A 25,147-nucleotide genomic window follows, 5' to 3' on the forward strand; every position below is an offset into this window, starting at 1 on the left:
GAAACTGTCGGGTGCACCAGCAAACAAGTAACTATTCCATTTAACGGTATTTTTTTATTATTTGGTCTCATCTTTTATATAAAATATTGATTATACTATAGTTTGGCAGTACTGCAGTCACCAATAAAAATTTAACCATTTGATTTAACGGTTTTTTTATTATTTGGTCTTGCCTTCCGAAATACTGCGACCTGATTTTTGCTTTTCCACACCTTTTTTAGTTATAATAAACAAGGAGATCCTGCCATCGAATTTTCTCTCTTTAACAACTATTGACACAATCAAAAATATATTTTTATACGTATTACAACTTTTTTATTATGTTACTATAATAGATACAAGGGAGGGTTGCATTAGCCCTCTTTTTGCTTTAGACCTTATTTAAGTGAATGTTGTTGTAATATACAATCTTATGTTGAATTTACTGTATTGAGAATTGAGGATGAATAGTAAAAATATTAAATTAGTTGTATTGGGTACTGCTCTCACATCATCTGTATTCTTAGGTAGTTGTGATCTGCTTGGCGACAAGCCTGATACTAATGTAGATCTAACTGCTATTAATAATAAAAAAGCAGAAGATGCAAGACTAACTAAAATAGAAGCAGAACGTAAAGCTAAAGAAGCTGAAGATGCAAGACTAACTAAAATAGAAGCAGAACGTAAAGCTAAAGAAGCTGAAGATGCAAGACTAGCTGAAATAGAAGCAGAGCGTACAGCTAAAGAAGCTGAAGATATAAGGCTAGCCACAGAAAGAGAAAGAAAAAGAGAAGCAGAAATAAAAATATCTCTAGAACGCGGAAGCGGAGAAATGTATGGAGCATCGGAATGGGCGATGTATCGAAAAATGACGGCTAAAGAAAGAGAAGGAAGAGAATAGCGAGCTGAAAGAGCTGAAAGAGCTGAAAGAGATCACAACGCAAGAATGGAGCAATTTTACCGAGGAAGAGATGGAAAAATCTAAAATCGCCTACGCTTATGTTTACAAGGATGGTCAAGCATATTCGATTGAAATTCCAACTAAATGAAGTTCCCTGTTATAATTATATGATTAACTACACCGCCTCTTCTGCACTATTTGACGCTGTACCAAAAGCCACGAATACAAGCGATAATCTCTTGTTCAAACGGAGTAAGAACAGCAAGAGGACTTTGAATAACAAAGTTTTTTCCACGCTCCACCATACTAATAACGGATAAACAATAATCCAAAAAAACAGTTGTTAACGGTCTAATTAAAGCGTTAAAACCGTCTATCCACTTAATCCCACTTTTGTGTTTATGCTCATGAATCCTAGCTAATATCACTGGTTTATCTTTAATCCTTTCAAGAGCAACCAGGTTCTCGGCATTGATCTTCGCCAATTCAAGCTTCAACCTATCGTGTTCTATTGATTGCTTGTACTTCATATGTTCTACTATCGTTTCAAACACAGACGGAATAAAACGAAGCAAGAACCTAAATACCCCTCCAACAATAAAAGACTGTATCATGTTTGTAACTTGAAAATTATATACAATCGCTGCTAAGTCGCAGCAGTAGCCAATGGCCCCCAATAGTTTTGAAAAACGCACTCACTCCTTTGAGAGTAGTACGTATATTTAAAATCTCTCTAATATCCTATTGTTGTTTGATATATTGTTTTTCAAAATTCTCGAATCGTTTCTCAAAATTCTCGAATCTGGCACAAAGCTCATTAAATTTTTTCCTTGTAAATGCTTTCCTTGTGGTTGCTTTCTATGAGTTGGTTGGTCACTATTTTTTGTCATTTGGACATAACCTCTTGTACATAGTAATGGATTTCACCCATTTTAGAAGTTATTTTATCTGTAACTCTCCACCATGCACTTCTTTCAATCTCGGTTTCAATCTCGGTAGTAGAAGCTGAAGAACAAATCGTAGAAGAAAAACTAAGTAGCAGCAAATGTTGGGTCTTCCCAAGCTAGTATCTCATTTCATGATACAGCGTCTCCAACTGATTTTTCGGCCCCCTCTAATACTGCAACGCATTGCAGTACGACCTCTTATGAGTGATTTAACTCTAATGTCAACCGTGGAGGTGCACCATTAAAAAATGAGGTTGTTTGTTTTGCTAAATTTTTTCCTACAATTCAAAAAGTATAGTCATTAAAATCATAGCGGTATTGATTATACGATGTTTTTTATTATATACTTTATCTCGTCTCTGGGCTCAGATCTGCATAGATCACCAAAAACTGTACAAAGTATTTATTATGCGAATTATTTCTATCACAGATTCAAATGCACTCCAAAAAGCCTGTGAATTCTTGGATGCTGGACTACCCATAGCGATTCCAACCGAAACTGTTTATGGTTTAGCTGTAGATGCTAGGAATCCTTCGGCTATTCGTCGTCTTTATGAAATTAAAAAACGTCCAGCTATCAACCCTCTCATATGCCATGTAAGCAATATATCTATGGTAGATAAATATGCACATATCGACTGTCTATCTCTTCATTTAGCAAAATTATTCTGGCCAGGACCTCTAACTATTGTACTCAATCTTTTAGAAAAAAATGATATCCATCCATCAGCCACAGCAAACCTCAAAACAGCTTGTTTTCGTGTTCCTTGTGGATTTGCGCAAAAATTAATCAGTACTTATGGTTATCCTTTAGCAATGCCCTCTGCCAACATATCTGGACAAATAAGCATAACCAATATAGAACATCTTCTTTCTTCTCCTATTGCTCGAGAAATACCTCTTATAATTGATGGGGGAATCTCTACAATTGGCTTAGAATCAACCATTGTTAACGTGCAATTTGATAAAAAAATCCATATTTTACGTCCTGGAGGGCTAGAAATTGAAACAATCAAGAAAGCCATCTCCACGGAATTAGAGTATTCTATAGACGAAACGTCTAATCCTCAATCTCCAGGAACTTTAAAATCACACTATGCACCAAAAGCATGCGTAAGATTGGGAGCAACCCATGTCAATCATGGGGAAGCTTTGATACGTTTTGGCAATTGTCCTATTAAAAATATTGAAAACGCCATTATATCACTTAACTTAAGTAAAGACGGGAAGCTACAAGAAGCAGCATTTAATCTTTTCAATTACATGAAAATAGCCGATGATAGCGGGGCCACTTCTATTGCCTTTAGCCCTATACCAAACTATGGTTTAGGTATAGCTATTAATAATAGACTCGAGAAGGCATCTGCACCTCGCAATTAATCTATTAAGGATAGATCTATGAAAGCATTATCCCCTGATCTTGTCCAAAGATTTATATCAATAGTTGGATCCGAGGGAATATTAGATGATCAGGAGCTCATATATCCTTATCTTAAAGAAGAGCGAAATTTATATAACGGAACATCTCCTTTAGTTCTACTCCCATCTTGTACCAATGAAGTATCCCAAATTTTAAAGTTAGCTACAGAGACAAGTACATCTATTGTACCTCAAGGAGGGAATACAGGACTTGTCGGCGGACAAATACCACGTAAAGATAAAAAAGATGTCATTTTATCAATCAAGCGTATGAACAGCGTCCGAGATATCGATCTAATAAGCAATACCATTGCCGTTGACGCAGGCATCAATCTATTCAACGTTCGAAAAATCGCAGAAAAACATCATCGATTATTTCCTCTTTCTCTTCCATCAGAAAAATCATGTCAAATTGGGGGAAATCTTGCAACCAATGCAGGAGGAACTGCTGTATTATCCTATGGCAATATAAGAAATCTCTGTCTAGGAATAGAGGCCGTTCTTCCTAATGGCGATATTTGGAATGGCATGCATAAACTTATAAAAGATAATAGCTGTTATGATATACGTGATCTACTCATAGGATCAGAAGGTACGCTGGGTGTCATTACTGGTGCTGTACTTAAACTATTTGCTTATCCAACGGGAAAACAAATTGCGTTTATAGCAATAAGATCTCTTGAACAAGCTGTACAACTCTTACAAATCACTCAAAGAATTGCAGGCAGTATGCTCACGGCATTTGAATTAATGTCCGATTTCATCTTAGAATTAGTTATAAAACATATTCCGCATACTTACTGTCCTTTATCAAAGTCACATCCTTGGTATATATTATTAGAGATATCTTCCACAGAAACACACGAAAGAGCCAATCTTATAGCAGAGATCATATTAGAAGAAGGACTTAAAAAAAAGGTGATTACTCAAGGGAGTTTATCTGCTTCTGAAGAGGAAAGAAATGCACTCTGGCATCTAAGAAACAGTATCCCCTCAGCACAAAAAAAAGAAGCAAGATCTATCAAACATGATATTTCAGTTCCTGTAGGACAAATACCATCTTTTTTACAAGAAGTAAAAAAGTCTGTATTATCTATGTTCCCTAAAACACGTATAGGTTTATTTGGGCATATAGGAGATGGGAACATTCACTTTAATGTATTTCCTCCCTCTGATGAGGACCATGACGCATTCTTATCCCAGTATTGGTATGAAATAAATAATATCGTTTATTCCATCGTATTATCATATGGAGGATCAATCGCCTCTGAGCACGGTATTGGACAATTACATAAAAAAAGATTAGACACCATCCTCGAACCCACAAAAATAACGTTGATGAAAAAAATAAAAAAGACCTTTGATCCAGCTGGAATAATGAATCCAGGAAAGTTTCTATGAAACAAGATATGCCGTATTGTCAAAGGATAAGAGATGTTTACAAAGAAGTTCTAGAGCGAATAGCTTCAAAAATAGTCCCATCATCCAAATAATCTAATTCACTACCTATAGGAATACCATAAGCCAATCTGGTGATTTTAATATCTATTCCTTTAAGTTTATCCATAATATAATGAGCCGTTGTTTGCCCTTCAATTGTAGCACTAATAGCAAGAATCAATTCTCGAATTGCTTTATCTTTGACTCTCTCTATCAAAGAATTGATCCCAATATCTTCTGGACCAATTCTATCAAGTGGAGAAAGGGTTCCTCCAAGAACATGGTAAAAAGCACTCACTGCTTTAGAACGTTCTAAAGCCCATAAATCAGCAACATCTTCTACAACTATAATCACTGAAGAATCACGCCGCTCATCCGTGCAAATAATACAAGGATCTATAGTATCAATGTTCCCACAAATAGAACACACACAAACTTTGTCATATATTTTAACCATAGCTTCAGCTAATGGACCTAATAATTTATCCTTTTTTTTTACTAAATGTAAAGTCGCCCTCCTAGCAGAACGAGGACCAAGACCTGGAATACGTGCTAACATTTTAATGAGATTTTCAATTTCTATCCCCGTTATTTTTTTTGTCATATTGGATATCCATTTAAAAAATTTTTCTACATATGCTCTTTAAAACTTTTTACATCGCTTTTCCTATATCTTTTTAAAATCTATTTACATCACATTTAACACTAAAACATGCATACCATTAAATTGATTTACTATATAAATTTTAAAAATACTGATCATTAATATCTATTAAAAAGGGAATTTCATACCAGGAGGAATAGGCAATCCTGATGTTATTTCTTGAGTCTTTGCGGCAACCAGATCTTCTATTTTTTGGTGAGCATCACTATGCGCTGCGATGATTAGATCTTCTAACATTTCAGCGTTTTCCTGACATAACAACGAACTATCAATTTTCACCCCTGTAAGCATATGTTTCCCGTTCAAACGAACACTTATCAATCCACCTCCAGAATTGCCCTCTGCCTCTAAAAGAACGATGGATTCCTTCATTTCTTCTATTTTCCCTTGTATATCCTTAAATTGTCCCATCATTTTCAGTATATTATTCATTAGTACAATCCCTTTATTACTAATATATTTTATCTATTTTCTATCATTCTAAATGATCAATAGTGCGAATACAAACAACTTGAGCCTCTGGAAAAATAGCGCGAACAGATTGAATATTTGCATCAATTTCAAAATTTTCGCAGTATTCTCCTAAAGAAAATATTATTTCCCAATCTTTACCTGTCCAATTTTTAAGATTCACAACAAGATTCTCAATGAAATTCTCAGGAGATTCCTTGATAAAGGATACCTCTACTCTCCCTAGCTCCGGCTCAAAAGAAACAACATGCAGAAAATCCAGCAACATATCTTTCATTTTATAATCATTATTCTTCTCACATAATGCGATTAATCGACCTTTACAATCATTTGAAGCACAAGATCTATATTGTTTCGCCATAATATGATCCTCGGTTGTCGACAATTTTTTATCCGAGGATATATCCTTTTGAAGTAAGCTATCACCAATCGATAGCGAAGGATAATTCAATTCATCAAGTTTTTTTTTTTCTTTTCTGCCACAATATGGTGTGCAATCTCTTCTGGAGAAGGCAATTGAACAGAATGTGCTAAACGTATTAAAACCATTTCAACAGCTTCCATAGGATGCGAAAAACCTTCTATTTCAGCAATACCTTTCAAAATCATCTGCCAAAAACGAGAAAGAAAGGTAACTGATACTACCTTTGAATATTCCAACGCTCGTGAATTTTCCGCTTCACTATATAGCAAAGTATCTGCCATCTCTGGAATATATTTAATTCTCGTAACTAAATGAGTGAAATCAGCAAGATCATGAAGAACAACTGAAGGATTGACGCCAGAATCATATTGCGAAGAAAATTCTTGCAAAGCATTGACAACATCTCCTTTTATCAAATACTCGAACAAGTCCATTATTCTGTTGCGGTCAGCCAACGCAAGCATTAAACGAACGCTAGAAACAGCAATCTTATCCTCACATTGGGCAATAGCCTGATCCAACAAAGACAATCCATCACGTGCAGACCCCTCAGATGCTCGCGCTATCATGACAACAGCTTCATGATCGAATTTTATTGATTCCCTGTGCAAAATTTTTGTAAATAATTCAATAAGATCTTTGATAGATATACGATGCAAATCAAATCTCTGGCATCGCGAGAGTACTGTCATTGGAACTTTACGAATTTCTGTAGTAGCAAAAATGAATTTTACATGTGGAGGAGGCTCTTCAAGGGTTTTTAAAAGGCCATTAAAAGCAGATGTCGACAACATCTGTACTTCATCCATAATATAAACCTTAAAACGAGCCGAAAAAGGCTTATAATAAATTTGATCAATAATTTCACGAACATCATCTATACTTGTATGAGAAGCAGCATCCAATTCAACTACATCAACATGACTTCCCTGTATTATGGCCTGACAATGTTCTCCAAATCCACTAAATTTTACTGTAGGATAATCTATATGATCTGTTTTGTAATTCAAAGATCGCGCAATAATCCGAGCAGTAGTCGTTTTTCCAATACCTCTTGTACCAGACAGCATATAAGATTGCGCTATACGACCCAATTTAAAAGCATTGTTCAGAGTCTTAATCATGGGTTGCTGGCCCACCATATCCGCAAAACTCTGAGGACGGTATTTTCGCGCTAAAATACAATAATTATTTGCAAATGTAGACAGGGGGGAAATTCTCTCACATTTTTAACAAGCCAAAAACTTAATACGAGAGGCTGAAAAAAACAACCCACCATAACATTGCTAGAGCTGCTTCTTTCCAGACCTGACTCGATTCACAAAAATAGCGTCCATCTTCCAACCTCTCGACACAATTATCAGGGATATTAATATAAAAAACAAGTCAATATCTCCAACTATTGCATTAAATTTTTTAATTTTCATTCCCTGCGGGGGAAACATTCACTCTTTATATCTCACATTGATAATATCTCTGATTAAATATAATTTTTCTTGCTTTACATAATAACAAGAATAGATCATGATCCCTACTGATAAAAAAATACTCTGCAACTTAGATATGAGAAAATATATGCCTAAAATACTGCAAAATTTTCTTTTTTTTACACTAGCAATACATTTTTATTTAGCACTTACTCCTGATGTCTCCCATAGTGAACAAACATTTGATAAAAAAATCATACCACGTTTTGTAACAATTAAAGCTAACCGCGCTAATTCACGTATAGGACCTGGAATGATGTATTCTGTTGTTTGCACATACTTAACAAGAGGGCTTCCGGTTGAAGTTTTGAAAGAATATGAAAATTGGAGACAAATCCGTGATTTTGATGGCACCGTTGGTTGGATAAACAAAAGTTTACTTTCCAACAAACGTTCTGCTATCGTTTCTCCATGGGATCGTAAAACAAAAAATTTAATTTACGTTAATATATATAAAAACCCAGACATACAATCCTTGATCGTCGCTCAAGTAGAGCCTGGAGTTTTACTAACAATACGTGAGTGTTCGGGGGAATGGTGTTTCGGACACAATTCAGATATAGAGGGATGGATTAAGCAACAAAAGATTTGGGGAACATATCCCAGTGAAATATTTAAGTAGACAAAAAAATCCATGTAATGCAATCAATTTATTATTAATTATCATAATGTATGTGAGTAGATCATCTTAAGATTTCCCCCTATATCCTCATATTTAATATAATTCATTCTGAGGGAAAAAAGTACATGATAGATCCACAAGACAATAAAAACGTTCTTATTATCATTCCAGCTCGCATACAATCAACAAGACTTCCTAAAAAAATTCTTGCAGACATAAATGGGCTTCCTATGATATTGCATACTGCAATTCGTGCACGCAAAGCAAATATTGGACGTGTAATAATCGCTGTTGATGACAATAAGACAAATGAAATTGTATCACAGGCAGGATTCGAATCAGTGATGACAAATACATGTCATAAGTCAGGATCTGATCGCATATTTGAAGCATTAAATATTGTAGATCCAAAAAAAAACGCCCAAATTATTGTAAATATGCAAGCAGATATTCCAAATATAGAACCTGAAATTGTGGCGTCTGTACTCATTCCTCTACAAAATCCAACAGTTGATATAGGAACCATCGCGACAGAAATTCATGATGACAAAGATCAAGATGACCCTAATATTGTCAAAGTAGTATCTTCTCCTTCTGAAAATGAATGTTTGCGTGCGCTATATTTTACACGCACTAAAACTCCATATGGGATAGGACCGTTTTATCAACATATCGGCATGTATGCTTATAGACGTGAATCATTAGAACGTTTTACTAAACTCTCTCCTTCTATTCTAGAAAAAAGAGAATCCCTAGAACAATTACGTGCTTTAGAAGATAGTATGCGTATCGATGTGAAAATAGTGTGTTCGAATGCAATTAGTGTTGATACTGCAGATGATCTAGAAAAAGCACGTACTTTAATATCTTATGATTTTTACAAAGATTTTTTATAGAACAATATTTATAAAAATAGAACATCTACCATGAAACAGGCATTTCAACCATTAACACTCAAATATAAAATGCTTGATTATTATAAACACGCATAAATGTTGCTTTTTTATTGAGATAATCAAAACTGGATTTATCCGTTCCTGTCATGAAAATTTGACTTCCTATATCAGTAACAATGCGAAAAAGTGCGTTGCGCTTATCTTCATCAAGATGCGCAGAAATTTCATCTAACAATAAAATTGGAGCAAAACCAGTTGTATTAGATATTAAGCGTGCATGCGCTAAAAAAATACTTACTAAAACAACCTTTTGTTCTCCTGTTGAACCATGAACTATATTTATATCTTTACTACGATAATTAACAACCAAATCACTTCGGTGAGGCCCTATTAAAGTACGCCTCGCAATGGAATCCACCTTACGTCCATCAAAAAGTTTTTTTGCATACTCTTCCCTGAGTTCATCAAAAGATTGATTAAATGTTTTATCAAGAAATCCTGTTATATTTAATTCAATATGAGGAAATTGTTCTTTTTGTATATATTCCGTTATTAAAGAAGAAAGTGCATTGATCATTTTTACACGTGCAATATCTATTTCTACTCCTAATTCTGCCATTTTCGATTCAATACTACTACACCACGATGGATCAAAGCCCCCTTCAGATAACAAACTATTGCGTCCACGCATCAAATGCTCAAAATCAATCATACGACGCCTATGTCTTGGATCAATTGCAAAAACCATTCTATCAAGGAAACGACGTCTTTCTATAGAAACTCCACTAAAAATTCGATCCATTGAAGGAACAAGCCAACTAATCCTCAAGTGCTTATTTAATTCGTCTACAACACGTATTGTAACATCATTGATCTGCAAACATCGTATACTTCTATCATCTTTTGTCTCTAGTTTTATAGATATATCTGCTAACCCTTCCATCCCTTCTATACTTGAAAAAGTAGAAAACAGCGAAGAAGACCCCATCCGAGTTACATCTGAATACGATGCACGACGAAATCCTCGCCCAGGAGATAAGAATGATATCGCTTCTAAAATATTTGTTTTCCCCGCTCCATTATCTCCAATGAAAATAGTTTGTTGAGCATCAAATACTAAACGTAACGAAGCATAATTGCGGAATTCATTAATATTTAAACGCTTAATCTTAACTTGATTGGTCATAATTTAATTGTTGGATAAAATATGTCATAAAGTAAACAGCGATATAATAAAAAATCTATTTTCAGTGGTTGCCATTCAATGATAGGGAAACCTCTATTCCCTATCTAGCACCTGCAACACTACTTCTGCTGCCATATGACCAGCTGGTTTCGTTGTATTCATATAACTCCACAACTTTTCAAAACCATGCAACATAGCACGACGTTGCAAAGTATCATGGGATAACCTTTCAATCCAACGCACCAATGCTTCGGAACGAATCATATTATTAAAATACTCCGGGACTAGAGGATAATCAACAATAAGATTAGGTAAAGCCGCAGTCCATGTTTTTATATAAAAACTCAAAAGATTCACAATCCAATCTGATTTATAAATAGAAACAACAGGAATGCCACACAGTGCTAATTCCAAAATAACCGTTCCAGATGCCGCTATTGCAGCATCACATTTCATGAATACCTTTTCTTTTTTTTCTATATCAAAAATAATCTCGGGAGCTATATCCCATTTTGAAACTATCGTACGCACAAGATTTTCCTGCGAAGGTACTGTAACTAATGCAAATTTAATAGAGGGATTCCTCAAGACCAAAGAACGTACAGCCTGTTCAAAAACAGGCAAAATTTTAGAAATTTCCTTAGCACGCGATCCAGGCAATAAGAGTATTGTTTTCTGTTGAGAAGAATTATTATGTCTTTTACTTTGTTGATTATATATTTTTAATACCGAAGAGTTGCTGCTTAAAGGATGACCAACAAACGTAGTATAAGGACCTCCTAACCTCTGCATAGCCTCTTTTTCAAAAGGAAGAATAGATATAACCTGATTAATATATGCACACATCGCATGTGCACGCCCTTCACGCCATGCCCAAACACTTGGACAAACATAGTTAACAATCGGGATGTTCGGTAATTTTTTTCGAACACGCTTTGCAACACGATGTGTAAAATCAGGATTATCAACAATCAACAAAACATCTGGTTGAGAAGAAACAATTAATTCTACAGTTTGATTAATACGCAAAATAAACCGAGGCAAATGTCTGATAACTTGCATAATTCCCATCACTGATAATTCAGAAAAATCGAATAAAGACACAAGCCCTTCTTTTTTCAAAGAATCACCTCCAACACCTACTAAATCTACAGGGGAAGGTACCATTTCCTTAATTCGCTTTATCAAATCACCAGCAAGAAGATCTCCTGATATTTCACCAACAATAACAGCAATCTTCAGCGAATTCATATGGCAAATTCACGATCTATACCAAATATAAAAATACCTGCTTCATCTGCATGTTTTTTTACAAGTTCTTTTTCCAAAACAAGAGATTTCCCGGCTTCTAAAGCAATACCAGAAAGACCTGCTCTAATCACATTTTGCACTGTTTTTTCGCCAATAGAAGGTAAATCAGCACGCATATCTTGTTGAGATTTACATATCTTTACCAACACTCCAGAAGTTCCAGCGATAATCTTTCCATTATTTCTGCAATCCACAATGCGTTGTAACATAGAATCAGTCCCTTCAATACCTTCTAAAGCTACAACTCTACCTCCGATACTAATCACAGATTGTCCAATATCAAGCTCAGATAAAGCCTCTGCTGATTTCATAGCAACCAATATATCTCGTCTATTATCCTTACTAGGAATACAAGCACTCAAAGAACCTTTTTGCGCTAACAAATCAGGGACAATATCATGTGCTCCGATGACACTAACTCCATAACTCTCAAGAAAATCAATGATTGATTTAAGAAGAGCAGCATCTCCTCCAGAGACTACCTGCCATATCATCTTTGACACCCTAAACGAATCCTTAATGGAAAAACACAAATCTCGTACACTAGGACGAATACTGATCGCCCCCGCCAAAACAATCCGACCTATATTATACTTATCTAAAATTGATCGCAAAACACAAAAATCACCCAACGGCAATGTTTGACACTCAAAATCTTCCCAATCAAAAGAACACTCATTTAAAACTGATGCAATGACAGGCTCATCATTGTTCAATCTAGATGTTCTAGCAAGATAATAAGGCAACATACCAGAACCAGCGATGATAAGAAGACGTTTCACATATAAACCTATTTTCTTGAACGTTCCCAAATAGAAAGTGGACGCTTGCGATCAGAAACTATAAAATTAACTATATCTAATACCTCAGGATAATTACACTTCTGTTCGCGAATAATTTCTGCATTCTTATGGACACTATCACCTTGCTGAAAAATCATTTTGTATGTGTCTCTAATGAGATGGATTATTTCTTTACTAAAACCAGCACGTTTCATTGCTACGACATTAACACCTCTAATTGATCCTGGATTACCATTCAAAGCACCATATGGCGTAACATCGTAAGTAACACCTGACATTCCCCCAATAAAGGAATATTTCCCAACATGAACAAATTGATGCACAGCAGAACCACCTCCAAAAACCGCTCCATCGTCAACAGTAACATGTCCCGCAATCATCACATTATTAGATAGAACTATACCATTTCCAATCCTACAATCATGCCCAATATGCGAATTAGCCAAAAAGAAATTATTGTCTCCTATAATGGTTTTTCCACCATGTTCAACCGTTCCTCTATTAATGGTTACTCCTTCACGAATCACACATTTTTTCCCAATAATCAGCTCCGTACCAATAAAACTATCCCATATACTTTGTGTATCACCACCCAAAACAGCCATAGGAAAAACTCTTGTAAAATCCCCAATTTTAGTTTTTCCTGTTATGACACAATGCGATATCAACTCAACGCCATCACCAATCTCAACTTCCGATCCCACTATACAAAAAGGACCTATATAACTATTCGAACCAATAGAAGCACCTTCTTCTACTATAGCTAGGGGATGAATAGTATAATCTTTGCAAACGCGAATCATTCTTCTATTCTTTGCTCACGCATAACCATAGCAGAGATCTCAGCTTCAGCGACAACTTTATCTTCAACTTTTGCAAGACAATTAAATTTCCAAAGATCAACACGATTGCGAATTTTATGTACATGAAACTCCAAACGGTCTCCCGGGAAAACTGGTTTGCGAAAACGAGCCTTATCAATTGCAATTAAATATGCGGGTTCACGCTTATCAAAACCATTATGAATCGCACAAATAGCACCTGCCGTTTGTGCCATGCCTTCAACAATAAGAATCCCAGGCATCACAGGCCTTCCTGGAAAATGACCCATAAAATGAGGCTCATTAAACGTGACATTTTTGATTCCTATAGCGAATTCATCGTTATGAATATCAATTATTTTATCCACAAGTAAAAAAGGATACCTATGGGGCAAATATCTCATTAATTCAACTATATCCTTTGCATCTAAACATGCAGATTTATCAACCATTTTATCCCTTTACTTTACCATCAAAGTATTTACTCCGATTACTTAACATAACCATATGACGAAGATATTCTCTTATAGGGCGAGCTGGGATACCACCATACGCTTGTCCCGTAGGAATATCCTTAACGACACCACTCTTAGCAGCAATTTGCACGTTATCACCTACTTTGATGTGCCCTACAATACCAGTCTGCCCCGCTATCAATACATTATCACCAATATGCGAAGAACCAGCAATACCAACTTGACTAACAATAATACATCCAAAACCTATATGGACATTGTGTCCTATTTGTACCTGATTATCAATCTTCGTATTTTCTCCAATAATAGTATCATCCATTGTACCACGATCAATCGTACTATTAGCACCAATTTCCACATTATCCTGAATAATGACACGACCAATGTGAACTATTTTATGTATATCCGACTTATCCCGAGCGTATCCAAAACCGTCATTCCCGATTCTCACACCAGAATGCAAGATAACACTATTACCAATCAAGGATGAATAAACACTTGAGCCAGCACCAATACTACAATTGCGCCCAATTTTAACATTTGCACCTATAACAGATCCTGGCCCCACATACGTTCCGCGCCCAATCTCAACACCCGAACATATAACAGCCATTGGAGCAATCACAACTTCATCCTCAATCTTTACATCTTTTTCCAGAAACGCCTGTGGACTTATCCCTTCTAAAACAAAAGATGATTCCATACGCATTGCCCGTGGATATAAAATGGATCCAGCAATCGCAAAAGAAACTTCTGGATTATCTGACACCAAACACGGTATATGCTCGGGAACAAACTGCTTAATCTCTTCGCTACAAATTACCGCAGATGCCTTACACTTATCAATATTATCAAGAAAATTACGTGATTTAACGTAACAAATGTCTCCTGATAATGCACGCACAATCGGGGAAAGCGAATAGACAATCTTTTTGCCGAATTTTTCATCTGAAAGCGACGCTCTTATTCTCTTAGCCAAATCCATTAAGGAAATACCCTGATGAGACAAAAAAAACTTCAATCTCTGCACTCAAAAAATCCCTTTTATTCCTAAACCATTGATACAATCACCTAAAACGATTACCAATTTGAATACCCCAACGCATAGTCGTATCGTAAGATTGTTTGCGCAATGGTATCCCGTAATAAAGACTTATCGCCCCGATTGGAGAATCCCATGCTATTTCAGCCCCAGTAGCAACACGCCAGAAGGAATCATTCCCCTCTAACTTATTTTTACTTATATCCAAATGAAAATCATTCCCATAAAGAGTAGCCGAATCAACAAAAAACACACCCCGCAAACCAACCTGCGGATTAATAATTGGCATAGGGAAACTAACTGATGCACTTGCAGAAAAAGAGGTGTTACCTCCAATCGCATAGCCATTTACACGCGGACCTATGCCTCTGTCTGCGAATCCCCTCAAAACATCCGAACTTGTTGACAATTGATCAAAAACTTGCAAATTTTTATCAACAGGAATAACACGGCTATATCCAAATTTTAAAGAACCTACAATATCATAATTATCTGACAGAAGATTAAAATACGAGGCTCCATATTTGATTAGATGATACTTAGAGTCTCCTCTCAATCCTGCATAATCATACATAGATTTCATAAATATGCCTTCACGTGGAATCACCTGGCTATCTAAAGTATTGTAGACAATATCTTGAGATATGGAATGACCGCTGAATTCGCCATGATTCACTAACATTTTCTCTATCTCATGGATCTCTCCCATTGACGAACTACTATACTTGAGAGCTTTATAATTATAACTAGAAGTCGTTGATATTTTTTCAGTAATAGGAAACGTAAAATACACAGAACCATATTTACCTTCTGTTGCAAGAAAACCTTCCATAAAACTAGATCTTCTAATATCAAAACCAGAAGATATCCTACTTCCTAGAAAATAAGGATTCTCAAAACTAAAAACATAGTTTCTTAATCGATAATGTCCAACACCTAACGATATACGAGCTCTATACCCCCGTCCAAAAAAGTTATTGTCTGCAATAAACCCTTCTATACCTGTACCTTCGTTCACTGTATAATTAGTAGACAAACCTATAGAACCAGAACTCAATTGCTCTACAATCACCCTTAGAACAACACGATCTTCTACATTTGCTGGCAATTTTAAAATATTTACTTTAGAAAAATAACCCGTAGCCATAATCCGACGCTTAGCACGCTCAATCATAGCTAAACTAATTGGATCACCCTCACTAAAATCAAGCTCACGACGAATCACAGAATCATGCGATTGACTATTTCCCTCAATTTCTATCCGCTCTATGTATAAAGGAGAATCATAATTAATAATATATTCAATATCTACTATACCTTTTGCAAAATCCCGATTAATCCGCGAATTTGTACGAACAAAATATTTACCTTTAAAAAACAAATTCTTCGAAATATTCTCAGTGCTTTCTTCAATCTTCCGCGGATCATATACATCACCAGATCTAGTCTGAACCAACGAAAGTAACATATCCTTCGTAAAATCTTGTAGAGTAGATTTAATAGTAATATTACCAACTCTATAAATTCTACCTTCGTCAATATCAAAAAGAATACTATAACTATTTTTCGCTTTATCAAAAAAAGCCCGCGATGACACCTTAACTGCAGCATAACCTCTGTCATAATAGAATTTTCTAATAGATTCTTCGTCGTAACTCATTCGCTCTTTGCTGTAAACATCCTCCTCACCAAAGAGGAAAAACCCCGATGTTTTTAGCGAAATAACAGACTTTAATCTAGCCTGCGAATAACTGTTATTACCCTTGAATCTAATCGAATCTATTGTTGTTTTAAAACCCTCGTCAATAGCATAAGTAAGATTGATACGCGTCGGAGAAATAGAATATTTCTTCACATTTACCACAACATTCAAATACCCTCTAGACGCATATGCTTCCTTTATTATGCGCACATCATCCTTTACAGTATATTCATCATATCCAAAAGAATCTCGAGAATGAATTAAAAGCCTTAAATTATCGTCTTTTAAATTATCATTTCCACTTAAAAAAAGATGATTGATAATTTGCTTCTCTACTAAATTTATAATTAGAACAGAATTTACAACATTGATTTTTACATTAGAAAAATATCCTATAGCATACAGATTCTTCACAGAAGAATCTAAATCTTCCTCAGAAAAAGATTTTCCAACAGTTATAGGAATATGAGATAAAATTATCTGTTTACTTACATTTACAGCACCACGAATCTTAATATCATTAACAACAAATGAATCTGATCCATAAACTACTGAAACGGCGAAAAAAACATATGAAAAAACAAAAAAACCTACCAAAGGTCTTGAAAAAGATCGTTTCAATAACTTGTGAAATCCACAAAAATATTTTGTCTTTCTATACACTTATTTCCCCTTAATCTCCACAAAACTATTTTTCTCTATCCGTGATATTTCATTTATAAGAAAGATACGAATCACCATAATAAGCCATAAATGTCATTACTAATCCCTAGAAACAATAAAAATAAAATAAACGAACATCCAATTTTTGTAATAAACCTCACAGTAGAAACTTTAAGAGGCTTACCTCTTATCATCTCAAAAAGAAAAATCATAAAATTTCCACCATCTAGAATAGGAATAGGCAACAAATTCATAAAACCCGTGACCCAAGAAAAAATAGCCAAGAATTCTATATAAGAATTAAAGCCATATTCAGCAAATTTTTTTGCAACCTTTGCTATCCCCACCGGCCCATGTATTGAGTGTACTTTCACGTCTCCTGAAAAGATATGAATCAATCCACTAAAAGATTTTATTGTGATTGAAATAACCTCATTCAAAGACCTTGAAAAGGATTGCAAGACTGTTCTATAGTGTAAATTGCCAGAATCAAACAAAATTCCAATCGTTGGAATTTTATGTTTCACGTTAAATTGATCAATAAAATCTTGCAGACGAGGCGTTACCTTTAATGTAATAATTCCAACATGCTCGCGTTGCAATACGAACTCTACCTCTCGCAACTGATTTTTCCTTATATAAAATGCTACATCTTCCGATGTCGAGACAGCTGTTCCGTCAAGAGACACTATACGATCTTTAACCTTAATACCAAAAATAGAAGCAGGAGTGCCCGGAAAAACTTTAAATACAACTGGATCTATTACAGCAGTATTATAGAAAAAAAACGCAAAAAACAAAATAGCCATCACATAATTTATGAATGGACCAGCCAACACAGTTACACTTTTTTTCCATAATGCAGAACAAACAAAAGAGCGCGGGTCTTTCTCATCTTCTGAAAAAGAAACGTATCCTCCCAAAGGAATATAAGAAATCTTCCAACGCGTACCAGAACGATCAGTTATTCCAAAAATCTCTGGTCCAAATCCGATAGAAAAAGACATTACTCTTATATTACACAAACGTGCTACTATATAATGTCCAAATTCATGTGCAAAAACGATAATTGAAATAGATCCTATATATAACAATAAATAATCTAACCCAAACATATTTACCTCTTACACCTCCTTACCAATCAATCATCTAATTGCACATTACATACTGACCATATTATATTTTATAAGGCCACCTATAGTTGCAGCCTATCTTCCCATAAAAGAAAAGACCGACATAAGCAAACAAGCAAAAATCAATCCATCAAACCTGTCCATTATACCACCATGCCCTGGTAAAAACCATCCTGATTGTTTAACACCGAAGTGCCTTTTAATATAGGACTCAAAAAAATCGCCTAATTGGCATGATATAGAAAGAATTAAGGAGAGAATACATGCTAATTGAAAACAATTATCATCTAATAAAGAAAAGAAAACTATACCAACACCAACCGCTCCTATCCCTCCACCAATAGACCCGGACCACGTCTTTTTAGGAGATATCTTAGGTGCTATTTTAGGACCACCTATAAAACGCCCAATAATATATGCAAAAACATCAGTCGCCCACACTACAGAAAAAACAAAAAGTACTATAAAAAGCCCCTCATCATTATCCCCGCGAAGATACGAGAGTGCTATTGATGGTAATACTGAATATATAATACCTAGCGAATGCCAAAAATGTCGTTTCTTTATAATTGAAACCATCCAATCTATAAAAAAATATAAAACCAAAAGAACAAAAGACGCCTTGAAAAACCCCGCAACTACCATAAAAAATATAATAAAAAAAGCGATACATCCGATAATTTTTTCACACAAACTTAAAGAAATTGAACTGGTAATATGCTCCCATTCATAATAAATACACAGACTCATCATGATCGCCCAAAGACGAAACCATATGCCGCCTATCAAAGATATCAAGATAAAACTACATGCAATCACAAATCCAGTGACAATTCTCAATCTTAGTTCTTGTGACATTTAAACAACACTTATCCCTTTCTTAGACAAACCACCAAATCGTCTATCACGAAGATTATATTGATTCACTGCATAAAAAAACAATTCTTGAGAAAAATCAGGCCAATATTCTTGTAAAAAGACAAACTCAGAATAAGCAGCTTGCCAAAGAAGAAAATCCGACAAGCGTTTTTCACCACCTGTACGAATAATAAGATCTAGGTCTGGAACATCCGATGTGTCTAAATATTTAGCAATTAAAGAACTATTTATATCATGCGAACATATACGGCCAGATTCTATATCCTTAAAAATATTTTTGACGGCACGAGCAATCTCTTCCCGCGAACTATAATTAAAAGCAATAAATAATTTTAATCCTGTATTAAACTGTGTCCGATCTTCAACTTCTTTCAATAAAGATAAAATATCATCCTTGAGGCCTACTCGGCTCCCAATAACACGGACTCTTACATTGTTTTCTTTAAAAACATCTAGTCCTTTTTTAATAAAAATTTTAGTTAATTTGACTAATTCATCAGTCTCTGAATCGGGCCTATACCAATTGTTGGTTGAAAAAGCAAAAACTGTAAGATTTTTAACACCTATCTCAGAAGCAAAAACCACTATCTCAATACATACTTCCATGCCTTTACGGTGCCCAACAGAACGCGGAAGACCCCGAGACAACGCCCACCGCCCATTACCATCCATAATAATACCAATATGATCGGGAGTTGACAAGGACGCCATATGAATAATAACCTAAAAAATCAAAATATTTCTAAAAATTCAAAAACGCATAATCTCCTGTTTTTTATCCTCAAACAAAGAGTCAATGCTTTGTATTGAGCTATCTGTAAATTTCTGAATCTCATGCTCTAAACTCGTCGCCATATCTTCACTAACTTTCCCAGATTTTTTAGATTTCTTTAAATGGTCCATACCATCACGACGGATATTGCGCACAGAAATTTTGCCTTTCTCAGCATAAGTTTGCGCTACTTTGACAAGAGCAAGACGCCTCTCTTCCGTAGTTTCAGGAACAGGTATCCGCAATACTTGCCCTTCAATAATTGGGTTAAACCCAAGATTAGATTCATGAATTCCACGATCTACGGATGCAACCATCTCCTTATCCCAAACAGAAACTACAAGCATGCGAGGTTCCAATACTGTCACATTAGCAACCTGATTTAGCGGAACTTGTGAACCATATGCCTCAACTTTTACTAAATCAAGCATTGCCGGAGAAACTCTCCCAGTACGCAAAGTCATCATATCTTTTTTTAGAAAATTAATAGCCTCACCCATACGACTCTTTATGCTTTCTAAATCAACTACTTGATCCATGCTTGCCTTTCATACAAATTACTAAAATTGAATTGAGAGGAGATCACCCCCCAGATATAACAGTACGGCTCCCTAACCCATGCAAAGCTTTAAAAACCCCTCCTATCCCGTGAATAGAGAATATAATGATTGGGATAGAAAAATCACGAGCTAAAACGATAGAAGCAAAATCCATCACCTTTAAATCTTTTTCAATAACTTGATCATAAGTCAAATTATCGAAACGCGTAGAAGAAGGATCTACGCGAGGATCCGAAGAATACACACCATCTACTTGTGTGCCCTTTAAAATCACATCCGCCCCTATCTCACTTGCCCGTAACGCCGCAGCTGAATCAGTTGTCAAACAAGCATTCCCAGTCCCCCCAGAAAATATGACTACTTTACCTTGTGAAAGATACGACACCGCATTTCGACACGAAAAGGTCTCGCAAATCTGAGGAATAAATACAGAAGACAAAACTACAGTTGGTACGTTAATTTTACGTAAAGCAAGATCTAAAGCCAAACCATTGATAACTGTAGATAACATCCCCATAGAGTCAACTATCGATCGTTCACACAACTGATCATTTTTAGAAACAACCTTGTTTCCTCTAAATATATTACCACCACCTACAACAATTCCGATTTCAATACCCCGCGCATGTACCTCAGCTATATCCTTGCATATCCGACTAATAGAATCCATGTCGATCCCAAATCCTGAGTTCCCAGCCAGAGCTTCACCTGAAACCTTCAAAAGAATACGCTTGTAAGAAAAACCAGACAATTATTGCTCTCTAACTAAAATTATAAAAACACATAGGAAACTCATTTTCTCTCTTAAATTATTGCTTTTCTTTATCACTTAAAACAAAATGCAACATACCAACAACCTCAATAGGATAACCAACTGACTTCTCAGATTCTTTTAAAAAATCTGATACAGTCTTAGAAGGCTCAATTACAAAATCTTGATCTAAAAGAACACATTCCTTAAAGAAACCCTTCATTTTTCCATCGACTATCTTTTCAACAATATTGCCCGACTTACCAGAATCAAGCGCTTCTGCCATATACCCAGCACGCTTACTAGCAACAACAGAAGAATCGAGCATTTGCACTGAAACTACAGAAGGAGAAGCCAACGCTACATGCAAAGCAATCTGCTCCCCGACAGAAGAAAGAGCCTCTTTATTCTCTATGGAAGACCGTAATGCCACAAGAACAGCAATTGCCCCCATATTCTCGGAAGGACAAGGATGAACATAAGATGAGATAACGCCCCCTGGAACACACAGGAGCGAAACACGTCGCAACTTAATACATTCCCCAGTAATAGAAATATGATTCTTAATTTTGTCTTCTACAGTCGTCCCACTATCATCAAATGGCGCCGCAAGAACACTTTCTACAGATCCATCGGTGGAAAGAGCAACAGTTGCAATTTGAGAAACAAGATCTCTGAAACCAGCATTTCGTGCCAAGCTATCAGTCTCAACATTAACCTCTACTATTACAGCCTTTTCATGCCCCTCACGAGCAATCCCTATAAGCCCCTCTAACGGGTTTTTCCCTGCCCTTTTTTGAGCATCTACAGAGCCTTTAGCGCGCAAAATTTCACTCGCCAACTCACTGTTACCCTGAGCTTCCAACAGTGCATTCTTACAATCCATAACCCCAGCACCAGTTTTCTCACGCAACTGTTTTACAGCAATAGCAGATATTTTACTCATTAAAAACACTTCCTCCAACACATATTCAAAGTATCATTCCACTAATTCAGGAACAACCGCAACCCCTGAATCATCCCCAAATACTGCTTTTTCAGAATTATTTACATCTTCTTCTGAATTAACTGTTACATCTTCTTCTGAATTAACTGTAGCATTATCTGTAGCATTATCTGAAGGCTTAACATCCCCACTTACACTCATATAACTATGCTGTCGTGCAATACCATCAATAGCCGCAGATGCCACAAGATCGCAAAACAATGCAATGGTTCGGGAAGAATCATCATTTCCTGGAATAACATAATCCACCAAATCAGGATCACTATTAGTATCAACTACTGCCACTATAGGTATACGCAAACTACGAGCCTCTGCAATAGCCAACTTTTCCCGATTAGTGTCTATGACAAACATCAAATCAGGCAATCCCCCCATATCACGAATACCATCTAAAGCTCTTTTGAGCTTGTCACGTTTACGTTCAATATTTAAGCGCTCTTTTTTGGTAAACCCATGATTTTCCTTGCCGAGAATTTCATCTAAATCCCGCAATGTCTGGATAGATTGAGAAACAGTTTTCCAATTAGTCATCATGCCGCCCAACCACTTAGAATTCACACAATACTGTGCAGAACGCTTAGCAGCCTCCATGACACAATCAGAAGCCTGAGGTTTTGTAGCAACAAATAAAACACGACCACCCCGTGCAACAGTATCAGAGATAACTTGTAAAGCCTTATTAAGCATAGGAACAGTCTGAGAAAGGTCTATAATGTGCGTCCCATTCCGCTCGCAAAAAATATAAGGAGCCATCTTTGGATTCCATAAAAAATTTCGATGACCAAATTGTACCCCGCTCTCTAAGAGCTGCTGTATAGTAAACTGTGGAAGAGCCATAATTAAAAAAATCCTTGTATATCCGGTTTATCCTCCGCAAAACGTGAATCACAATGCTAAAAACACCGTGCCACCGGAAAAGCTAACAACTAAATCAAAGCTGTTAACTCCGTATTTTCTGCGTGTGAAATGTCATAATCTATCTAAAAGTACACTCGACTCAATATAAAATCAAGATAAGACGTTGATGATATTAGATAAATTATGCCTACCATGTCCAAGATAATAAGTTAATGATATATAGTAGGTTAATTATGTCGCACCATGGCAATAAGTTGATGATATATGGTAGGTTAATTATGTCGCGCCAGGCAATAAGTTGATGATATTAGATAAATTATGTCAAAAAATATCGTAAAACAAATAAAACCTTTTTCTTTTCAGAAAGGGAATAAACTGTTATGATATTGAAAATTATCTCCATTGAGAGGATAAATCAGCATAAAGATAATAAAAAAGCACTCAAAAGATATGATAATCAGTTCGTTAACATCACACTAATCAAGGAACATACGTTTATGATAGAAAAATCTACAGTTAGCTATGATGATCAAAATATCTTCATGAAAATTATACGCAAGGAAGCAAACGCATGCCGAGTTTACGAAGACGATTTATTACTTGCTATAATGGACATTATGCCCCAAAATCCAGGACATGTTTTAGTTATTCCAAAAGATCGTATAAAAGATATTTTTGAAGTCCCTCTAGAAGTTCTTTCTCAAATGATCCTCGCTGTCAAAAAAATTGCGATAGCTTGCAAAAATGCCTTGCAAGCAGATGGAATTCAGATTTTGCAATTCAATGGACATGCTGCAGGACAAACAATTCCCCATTTGCATTTTCATGTTATTCCCTGTAAAAACGGAGATGATACCCTGAATACAAGTATCCACGTAGCACAAAAAACAGAAACTTTTCAAAATTTAGAAATTAGTGCAAAAAAAATTCGTAAAGAGCTTCAAAATGCTATAAAAACAGAATAGCAACTGGAATAATCTTCTGCTTTTTTAAGGATACCATTCAACTAATATTTCATGTCTTACGATACTTTACTACTAATTATAGGTCCTTCATGAACAACATCACCTTGCGTGCCTTAGAAAAGATTATTGACTCTTTTTTTGACGAGCATGACCCTAAAAATTATTTAATTCCAAAAGATGTAGAAGATGCCGTCCACTCTACCTTAAATTTACTAGATAAAGGGCTTATACGGGTTGCAGTACGTGATAATAATGGCCATTGGGAAACACAACAATGGATAAAAAAAGCTATTCTATTATCATTCCAAATTTATCCTACAGAAATAATTTCAAGCGGCAATGGATATTCTATATGGTGGGATAAAATACCTGCAAAATTTGCACAATGGACAAAAAAAGATTTTGAAAAAAACAACTTCCGAACAGTTCCTGGAACGATAGCTCGTCATTCAGCATATATCGCTTCTAGAGCGGTCTTGATGCCATCTTTTATCAATGTAGGAGCTTATATTGATGAAGGGACTATGATAGATACTTGGTCAACAATAGGATCATGCGCTCAAATTGGGAAAAATGTCCATATTTCCGGAGGAGTAGGAATAGGTGGTGTACTTGAACCAATACAAACAGGACCGACCATTATAGAAGACAACTGTTTCATTGGAGCTCGTTCCGAAATAGTAGAAGGATGCATCGTCCGCGAAGGATCTGTGCTTGGCATGGGAGTATTTATTGGAAAATCTACTAAAATTATAGATCGTAATACCGGAACAATTACTTATGGTGAGGTTCCCCCGTATTCTGTGGTTGTTCCAGGAAGTTATCCAAGCACAAATTGCACAGATAATCTAGTAAAGCCAAACCTTTATTGTGCAGTGATAATTAAAAAAGTAGATAAGCAAACTAGATCTAAAACCAGTATCAATGCACTGTTGCGTGATTATTTGTAATATTGAAACATTTTGATAA

Annotated in this window: 25 protein-coding genes, 1 other RNA gene and 2 pseudogenes; 7 read left to right on the forward strand and 21 right to left on the reverse strand. The window is 35.7% G+C overall.

Going from position 1 to position 25,147, the window contains the following annotated elements; all coding sequences use genetic code 11:
* Positions 1 to 436: 436 nt before the first annotated feature.
* Positions 437 to 880, forward strand: coding sequence for a hypothetical protein (locus tag G293_RS02280; protein ID WP_148407338.1), 444 nt, complete (start codon positions 437 to 439; stop codon positions 878 to 880).
* Positions 881 to 1,051: 171 nt separating this feature from the next.
* Here the strand turns inward: G293_RS02280 and G293_RS02285 are convergent.
* Together G293_RS02285 and G293_RS05720 are read right to left on the reverse strand one after the other, a co-directional pair.
* A pseudogene (locus G293_RS02285) lies at positions 1,052 to 1,494 on the reverse strand (hypothetical protein).
* Positions 1,495 to 1,766: 272 nt separating this feature from the next.
* Positions 1,767 to 1,925, reverse strand: coding sequence for a hypothetical protein (locus tag G293_RS05720; protein WP_158402205.1), 159 nt, complete (start codon positions 1,923 to 1,925; stop codon positions 1,767 to 1,769).
* 307 nt (positions 1,926 to 2,232) lie between these two features.
* Here G293_RS05720 and G293_RS02290 point away from each other — a divergent pair, with 307 nt between their 5' ends.
* Positions 2,233 to 3,207, forward strand: a complete 975-nt coding sequence (locus tag G293_RS02290; RefSeq protein WP_404990504.1) for an L-threonylcarbamoyladenylate synthase — start codon at positions 2,233 to 2,235, stop codon at positions 3,205 to 3,207.
* Between the two features lie 18 nt (positions 3,208 to 3,225).
* On the forward strand, positions 3,226 to 4,647 hold the full coding sequence (locus tag G293_RS02295) for an FAD-binding oxidoreductase (RefSeq protein ID WP_047264137.1): 1,422 nt from the start codon (positions 3,226 to 3,228) through the stop codon (positions 4,645 to 4,647).
* A 37-nt stretch (positions 4,648 to 4,684) separates the two neighbouring features.
* Here the strand turns inward: G293_RS02295 and recR are convergent, their stop codons facing one another.
* The 5 genes and pseudogenes from recR to ffs form a co-directional block, all read right to left on the reverse strand.
* Positions 4,685 to 5,290: a recombination mediator RecR gene (gene recR / locus G293_RS02300; RefSeq protein ID WP_047264138.1), complete on the reverse strand. Its 606-nt coding sequence runs from the start codon at positions 5,288 to 5,290 to the stop codon at positions 4,685 to 4,687.
* A gap of 168 nt (positions 5,291 to 5,458) precedes the next feature.
* Positions 5,459 to 5,782, reverse strand: a complete 324-nt coding sequence (locus G293_RS02305; protein ID WP_047264139.1) for a YbaB/EbfC family nucleoid-associated protein — start codon at positions 5,780 to 5,782, stop codon at positions 5,459 to 5,461.
* Between the two features lie 43 nt (positions 5,783 to 5,825).
* Complete coding sequence (locus G293_RS02310; RefSeq protein ID WP_047264140.1) at positions 5,826 to 6,182, reverse strand: hypothetical protein; 357 nt, start codon at positions 6,180 to 6,182, stop codon at positions 5,826 to 5,828.
* 119 nt (positions 6,183 to 6,301) lie between these two features.
* Positions 6,302 to 7,462 (reverse strand): annotated as a pseudogene (locus G293_RS02315) (DNA polymerase III subunit gamma/tau); the annotation flags it as partial.
* Between the two features lie 34 nt (positions 7,463 to 7,496).
* Positions 7,497 to 7,593: signal recognition particle sRNA small type (gene ffs / locus G293_RS05525), an RNA gene on the reverse strand.
* A 227-nt stretch (positions 7,594 to 7,820) separates the two neighbouring features.
* Between ffs and G293_RS02320 the strand changes: the two genes are divergently transcribed.
* Positions 7,821 to 8,354: an SH3 domain-containing protein gene (locus G293_RS02320; protein WP_047264684.1), complete on the forward strand. Its 534-nt coding sequence runs from the start codon at positions 7,821 to 7,823 to the stop codon at positions 8,352 to 8,354.
* Between the two features lie 128 nt (positions 8,355 to 8,482).
* Positions 8,483 to 9,250 carry a 3-deoxy-manno-octulosonate cytidylyltransferase gene (locus G293_RS02325; protein WP_404990503.1) on the forward strand — a complete coding sequence of 256 codons (768 nt, stop codon included), beginning with the start codon at positions 8,483 to 8,485 and terminating at the stop codon, positions 9,248 to 9,250.
* Positions 9,251 to 9,308: 58 nt separating this feature from the next.
* Here G293_RS02325 and recF read toward each other — a convergent pair whose 3' ends face one another.
* From recF to rpsB, 14 genes are all read right to left on the reverse strand, one after another.
* On the reverse strand, positions 9,309 to 10,436 hold the full coding sequence (gene recF / locus G293_RS02330) for a DNA replication/repair protein RecF (RefSeq protein WP_047264143.1): 1,128 nt from the start codon (positions 10,434 to 10,436) through the stop codon (positions 9,309 to 9,311).
* 93 nt (positions 10,437 to 10,529) lie between these two features.
* Positions 10,530 to 11,687, reverse strand: a complete 1,158-nt coding sequence (lpxB, locus tag G293_RS02335; protein ID WP_047264144.1) for a lipid-A-disaccharide synthase — start codon at positions 11,685 to 11,687, stop codon at positions 10,530 to 10,532.
* Complete coding sequence (locus G293_RS02340; RefSeq protein ID WP_052775017.1) at positions 11,684 to 12,529, reverse strand: LpxI family protein; 846 nt, start codon at positions 12,527 to 12,529, stop codon at positions 11,684 to 11,686. Before G293_RS02340 ends, lpxB begins: the two co-directional genes overlap by 4 nt.
* 8 nt (positions 12,530 to 12,537) lie before the next feature.
* A complete protein-coding gene (gene lpxA, locus G293_RS02345; protein ID WP_047264145.1) occupies positions 12,538 to 13,353 on the reverse strand; it encodes an acyl-ACP--UDP-N-acetylglucosamine O-acyltransferase in 816 nt (271 codons plus the stop codon).
* The gene (gene fabZ / locus G293_RS02350) at positions 13,350 to 13,823 is read right to left on the reverse strand and encodes a 3-hydroxyacyl-ACP dehydratase FabZ (RefSeq protein WP_047264146.1); all 474 of its coding nucleotides are present in this window, start codon (positions 13,821 to 13,823) and stop codon (positions 13,350 to 13,352) included. The genes lpxA and fabZ overlap by 4 nt, the downstream gene beginning before the upstream one ends.
* A 1-nt stretch (position 13,824) precedes the next feature.
* A complete protein-coding gene (lpxD, locus tag G293_RS02355) occupies positions 13,825 to 14,877 on the reverse strand; it encodes a UDP-3-O-(3-hydroxymyristoyl)glucosamine N-acyltransferase (RefSeq protein WP_047264147.1) in 1,053 nt (350 codons plus the stop codon).
* A gap of 37 nt (positions 14,878 to 14,914) precedes the next feature.
* On the reverse strand, positions 14,915 to 17,254 hold the full coding sequence (gene bamA / locus G293_RS02360; protein WP_047264148.1) for an outer membrane protein assembly factor BamA: 2,340 nt from the start codon (positions 17,252 to 17,254) through the stop codon (positions 14,915 to 14,917).
* Positions 17,255 to 17,325: 71 nt separating this feature from the next.
* Positions 17,326 to 18,369: a M50 family metallopeptidase gene (locus G293_RS02365; protein WP_047264149.1), complete on the reverse strand. Its 1,044-nt coding sequence runs from the start codon at positions 18,367 to 18,369 to the stop codon at positions 17,326 to 17,328.
* Between the two features lie 93 nt (positions 18,370 to 18,462).
* Positions 18,463 to 19,245 carry a phosphatidate cytidylyltransferase gene (locus G293_RS02370; protein ID WP_047264150.1) on the reverse strand — a complete coding sequence of 261 codons (783 nt, stop codon included), beginning with the start codon at positions 19,243 to 19,245 and terminating at the stop codon, positions 18,463 to 18,465.
* On the reverse strand, positions 19,246 to 19,977 hold the full coding sequence (uppS, locus tag G293_RS02375) for a polyprenyl diphosphate synthase (RefSeq protein ID WP_047264151.1): 732 nt from the start codon (positions 19,975 to 19,977) through the stop codon (positions 19,246 to 19,248).
* A gap of 39 nt (positions 19,978 to 20,016) precedes the next feature.
* Positions 20,017 to 20,577, reverse strand: a complete 561-nt coding sequence (frr, locus tag G293_RS02380) for a ribosome recycling factor (RefSeq protein WP_047264152.1) — start codon at positions 20,575 to 20,577, stop codon at positions 20,017 to 20,019.
* 43 nt (positions 20,578 to 20,620) lie between these two features.
* On the reverse strand, positions 20,621 to 21,349 hold the full coding sequence (gene pyrH / locus G293_RS02385) for a UMP kinase (protein WP_047264153.1): 729 nt from the start codon (positions 21,347 to 21,349) through the stop codon (positions 20,621 to 20,623).
* Positions 21,350 to 21,407: 58 nt separating this feature from the next.
* Positions 21,408 to 22,295 (reverse strand): translation elongation factor Ts, encoded by an 888-nt coding sequence (gene tsf / locus G293_RS02390; RefSeq protein ID WP_047264154.1) that lies wholly within the window; start codon positions 22,293 to 22,295, stop codon positions 21,408 to 21,410.
* 33 nt (positions 22,296 to 22,328) lie between these two features.
* A complete protein-coding gene (rpsB, locus tag G293_RS02395; protein ID WP_047264155.1) occupies positions 22,329 to 23,192 on the reverse strand; it encodes a 30S ribosomal protein S2 in 864 nt (287 codons plus the stop codon).
* Between the two features lie 518 nt (positions 23,193 to 23,710).
* Here rpsB and G293_RS02400 point away from each other — a divergent pair.
* Entirely contained in the window at positions 23,711 to 24,178 is a 468-nt protein-coding gene (locus tag G293_RS02400; protein WP_047264686.1) for an HIT family protein, read from the forward strand.
* Positions 24,179 to 24,267: 89 nt separating this feature from the next.
* Positions 24,268 to 25,128 carry a 2,3,4,5-tetrahydropyridine-2,6-dicarboxylate N-succinyltransferase gene (gene dapD, locus G293_RS02405; RefSeq protein WP_047264156.1) on the forward strand — a complete coding sequence of 287 codons (861 nt, stop codon included), beginning with the start codon at positions 24,268 to 24,270 and terminating at the stop codon, positions 25,126 to 25,128.
* Positions 25,129 to 25,147: the final 19 nt, after the last annotated feature.

This window comes from Candidatus Liberibacter africanus PTSAPSY (genome assembly GCF_001021085.1).
In the GTDB taxonomy this organism is placed as follows: domain Bacteria; phylum Pseudomonadota; class Alphaproteobacteria; order Rhizobiales; family Rhizobiaceae; genus Liberibacter; species Liberibacter africanus.

What these genes read in the sequence shown, in the direction of transcription:
- frr (WP_047264152.1), bottom strand. Translation starts at nt 20,577, where the DNA reads ATGGATCAAGTAGTTGATTTAGAAAGCATAAAGAGTCGTATGGGTGAG.
- G293_RS02295 (WP_047264137.1), top strand. Translation starts at nt 3,226, where the DNA reads ATGAAAGCATTATCCCCTGATCTTGTCCAAAGATTTATATCAATAGTT.
- G293_RS02305 (WP_047264139.1), bottom strand. Translation starts at nt 5,782, where the DNA reads ATGAATAATATACTGAAAATGATGGGACAATTTAAGGATATACAAGGG.
- recF (WP_047264143.1), bottom strand. Translation starts at nt 10,436, where the DNA reads ATGACCAATCAAGTTAAGATTAAGCGTTTAAATATTAATGAATTCCGC.
- lpxA (WP_047264145.1), bottom strand. Translation starts at nt 13,353, where the DNA reads ATGATTCGCGTTTGCAAAGATTATACTATTCATCCCCTAGCTATAGTA.
- G293_RS02310 (WP_047264140.1), bottom strand. Translation starts at nt 6,182, where the DNA reads ATGGCGAAACAATATAGATCTTGTGCTTCAAATGATTGTAAAGGTCGA.
- G293_RS02365 (WP_047264149.1), bottom strand. Translation starts at nt 18,369, where the DNA reads ATGTTTGGGTTAGATTATTTATTGTTATATATAGGATCTATTTCAATT.
- uppS (WP_047264151.1), bottom strand. Translation starts at nt 19,977, where the DNA reads ATGGCGTCCTTGTCAACTCCCGATCATATTGGTATTATTATGGATGGT.
- G293_RS02320 (WP_047264684.1), top strand. Translation starts at nt 7,821, where the DNA reads ATGCCTAAAATACTGCAAAATTTTCTTTTTTTTACACTAGCAATACAT.
- rpsB (WP_047264155.1), bottom strand. Translation starts at nt 23,192, where the DNA reads ATGGCTCTTCCACAGTTTACTATACAGCAGCTCTTAGAGAGCGGGGTA.
- G293_RS02370 (WP_047264150.1), bottom strand. Translation starts at nt 19,245, where the DNA reads ATGTCACAAGAACTAAGATTGAGAATTGTCACTGGATTTGTGATTGCA.
- tsf (WP_047264154.1), bottom strand. Translation starts at nt 22,295, where the DNA reads ATGAGTAAAATATCTGCTATTGCTGTAAAACAGTTGCGTGAGAAAACT.
- dapD (WP_047264156.1), top strand. Translation starts at nt 24,268, where the DNA reads ATGAACAACATCACCTTGCGTGCCTTAGAAAAGATTATTGACTCTTTT.
- lpxB (WP_047264144.1), bottom strand. Translation starts at nt 11,687, where the DNA reads ATGAATTCGCTGAAGATTGCTGTTATTGTTGGTGAAATATCAGGAGAT.
- fabZ (WP_047264146.1), bottom strand. Translation starts at nt 13,823, where the DNA reads ATGGTTGATAAATCTGCATGTTTAGATGCAAAGGATATAGTTGAATTA.
- recR (WP_047264138.1), bottom strand. Translation starts at nt 5,290, where the DNA reads ATGACAAAAAAAATAACGGGGATAGAAATTGAAAATCTCATTAAAATG.
- G293_RS02400 (WP_047264686.1), top strand. Translation starts at nt 23,711, where the DNA reads ATGATAGAAAAATCTACAGTTAGCTATGATGATCAAAATATCTTCATG.